This window comes from Streptomyces sp. WELS2 (assembly GCF_013870595.1).
Lineage (GTDB): Bacteria > Actinomycetota > Actinomycetes > Streptomycetales > Streptomycetaceae > Streptomyces.
In genome coordinates this window covers 1-2,483 of record NZ_JACBWZ010000867.1, presented here as the reverse complement: position 1 = coordinate 2,483, position 2,483 = coordinate 1, and the positions used below count along the sequence as shown (strand labels likewise).

The following is a 2,483-nucleotide window of genomic DNA, read 5'->3' as shown; positions in this document are numbered from 1 at the left end:
CTGGCCACCGGCCGCGCCACCGACCGGCTCGCCCTCCAGGAACAGGACCAGGTGGCCGCCGAGCTGGGCCTGCTCGACGCCGACACCCTGCTGCGCCAGGTCTACGAAGCCGCCCACGTCATCGCGTACGCAGGCGATGTCACCTGGCGCGAGGTGGGCGGCACGGCGCCGGAGGCCATGCCCTCGGCCGGGGCGAGGTGGAAGGACTCGTCGTCGCTGGTGGACAGCACATGCCCGACGCGGCGCAGCCAGGTGGGCACATCGGCGCCGAAGTCGTCGAAGACGACGGCCCCTTCGAGCAGCGGGGAAGTCTGGACGCGGCGCAGGATCGCCTCGTAGTGCGCGCGTTCCTCCGGCTTGTTCCAGATCCACCAGTACTCCCACGGCGGCTTGGACTTGACCGACAGCTGCCAGCGCCGGTCCTCGGCCCGCAGCAGTTCGAGGACGTCCAGGCCGAGGTCCAGGCGTTTGCGGCTGGGCGCGATGCCGATCATGCCGAGCCGGAACCGGGCGCCGGGCGCCTTGGGCCGGTCGAGCTGGTCGGCGTCCACCCAGTTGGGCACGGTGACGACCTTGTCCGCGGGCCAGCCGGTGCGCTCCAGGGTGCGGCGGGCGTAGTAGGGGCTGACGCAGACGACCCGGTCGACGGCGTCGATGTCGACCTGCCGCGGCCATTCGGCGTCGAGTTCGAAGCGGTGCAGGCGGATCACCAGCCGGCTGCCGCGCCGTTTGTGGCGGCTGTACCAGACGGCCGCCGGGCCGCACCACTCGACGACCACCACATCGGCCCAGTCGGCGAGGTCGCGGCTCGCGGCCTGGTCGTGCCGGGCCAGCGCGGGCCAGGCGTCCACGCGGACGTCGAACCCGGGCAGGGCGCGGAAGTGGTCCAGCAGCCGGGTGAGGAACTTCAGGTCGTGGCCGGCGACGCCGATCCGCAGCGGGCGGGGGCGGCGGGCGACGGCGCGGGGCGCGGACGGGAAGACCCGGTCCAGGTGGGCGCGCCAGCGTCCGGCGGCGGCCGTCAGGGTGTACCGGCTCGCGGCGTCGCGGCAGCGGCCGGCCGCGAGCCGGCGGGCCTCCGGGTCGCGGGCGGCGCGGGCCACGGCCTCGGCGGCGTCCTCGGTGTCGGCGCGGCCGGGCACGTAGAGCGGGTAGTCGCTGCCCAGCAGCGCCTCGTGCGCGGGCGTGCGGTTGAGCACGACGGGCAGGCCGAGGGCACCGAACTCCAGTACCTTCGTGGACAGTTCGAGGCTGGCGTCGAGCCGGGGGTCGCGCCAGCCGAGCCCGAGGTCGCAGCCGGCGGCGATCCGCATGGCCTCCTCGCGGGGCCGCCCGCCGTGGTGCCGGACGCCGGGGGCCGAGCCGTGCAGGGCCCGGTACATGGCCTCGTGGAACTCCGGGTGGCCGGGGTCCTCGTGGATCTTGTCGCCGACGGTGTGGAGTTCGGCCCGGATGCCCCGCTCGGCCAGCAGGGCGGGCAGCCGGGTCATGGGCAGGGTGTTCCACAGCGGGGCGAACTTGCCGGTGTAGACGAGCCGCAGCGGGTCGTGCGGCCGGTCGTGGTCCGGCACGGGGAAGCCGGGTTCGGGCGCGGCGGGCGGGCAGAGCACGCTGCGGCCGCAGGCCTCGGGCACCCAGGTCTCCAGGAAGCAGCGCAGCTCCTCGGTCTGGCACAGCAGCAGCCGGGAGGCGGCGGCGATGCGGCCGAGTTCGGTGCGGGCCCGCTCGGTCATCGCGGCGGCGGACTGCGGGATGTCGGTGAGGTAGGCCCAGATCCGCCCGTCGAAGTGGCCGTCGGCGACGGCCTGGCCGACGATGCGGCGGCCGCGCAGCACGATCAGGTCGCAGGGCTCGTCCCGGTCGAGCCCGGTGAGCAGCCGCGAGGCCTGCACCGGGGACAGCGGCCGGCCGGCCTGCCCGGGGACGAGGCGCTCCTCGGCGGGCCTGACCACGCTCACCCCGGGCAGGCCGGCCAGCGGGTCGGTCAGCCGGCCGGTCAGCACCGGCGACTTGAGCACCAGCCGGGTCTCGCACCCGGCCAGGGACAGCGCCTGCACGGTCGACTGGGCCCAGACGGCGGAGCCGTCGATGAGGTTGAGGTCCACGTCGCCGTAGACCAGGGCCCGGATCACTCGGCTCATGACGGCTCCTTCCCGCGCACGGCGAACAGCCGGTGGCCCCGCCCGCACCAGCTCGCGGGCGGGGCGCCCGAGAGGTGCAGGGACCGGCGGACCAGCAGCGGTCGGCGCAGCCCGGGGACGAAGGTGTAGTCGGCGCCGTCCGCCGCGTGGCCCAGCGCGTCGGCGCCCGAGTACTCCTGGGCGCACATCAGGTCCAGCAGCAGGGTGTCCGGGCGGTCCTCGGTGAGGTCGGTCCAGTCGGCGACCCAGGCCGCGGTGGGCGGCCCGGTGCGCACCGCGACGCCCGCGGCGTCGAGTTCCTCCAGGCCGGCCGGGTCGGGCACGACCACCTCGGCGGGGCGG

General features: G+C 75.7%; 2 protein-coding genes. Both read right to left on the bottom strand.

Annotation, left to right across the window (positions count from 1 at the left end):
- Positions 1-101 precede the first annotated feature (101 nt).
- Positions 102-2,141, bottom strand: a complete 2,040-nt coding sequence (locus H5J33_RS30990) for a glycosyltransferase (RefSeq protein ID WP_181798085.1) — start codon at positions 2,139-2,141, stop codon at positions 102-104.
- Positions 2,138-2,483 (bottom strand): hypothetical protein (locus H5J33_RS30985; protein ID WP_220212911.1); only part of this gene is annotated, 346 nt, incomplete at its 5' end. The genes H5J33_RS30990 and H5J33_RS30985, both read right to left, overlap by 4 nt.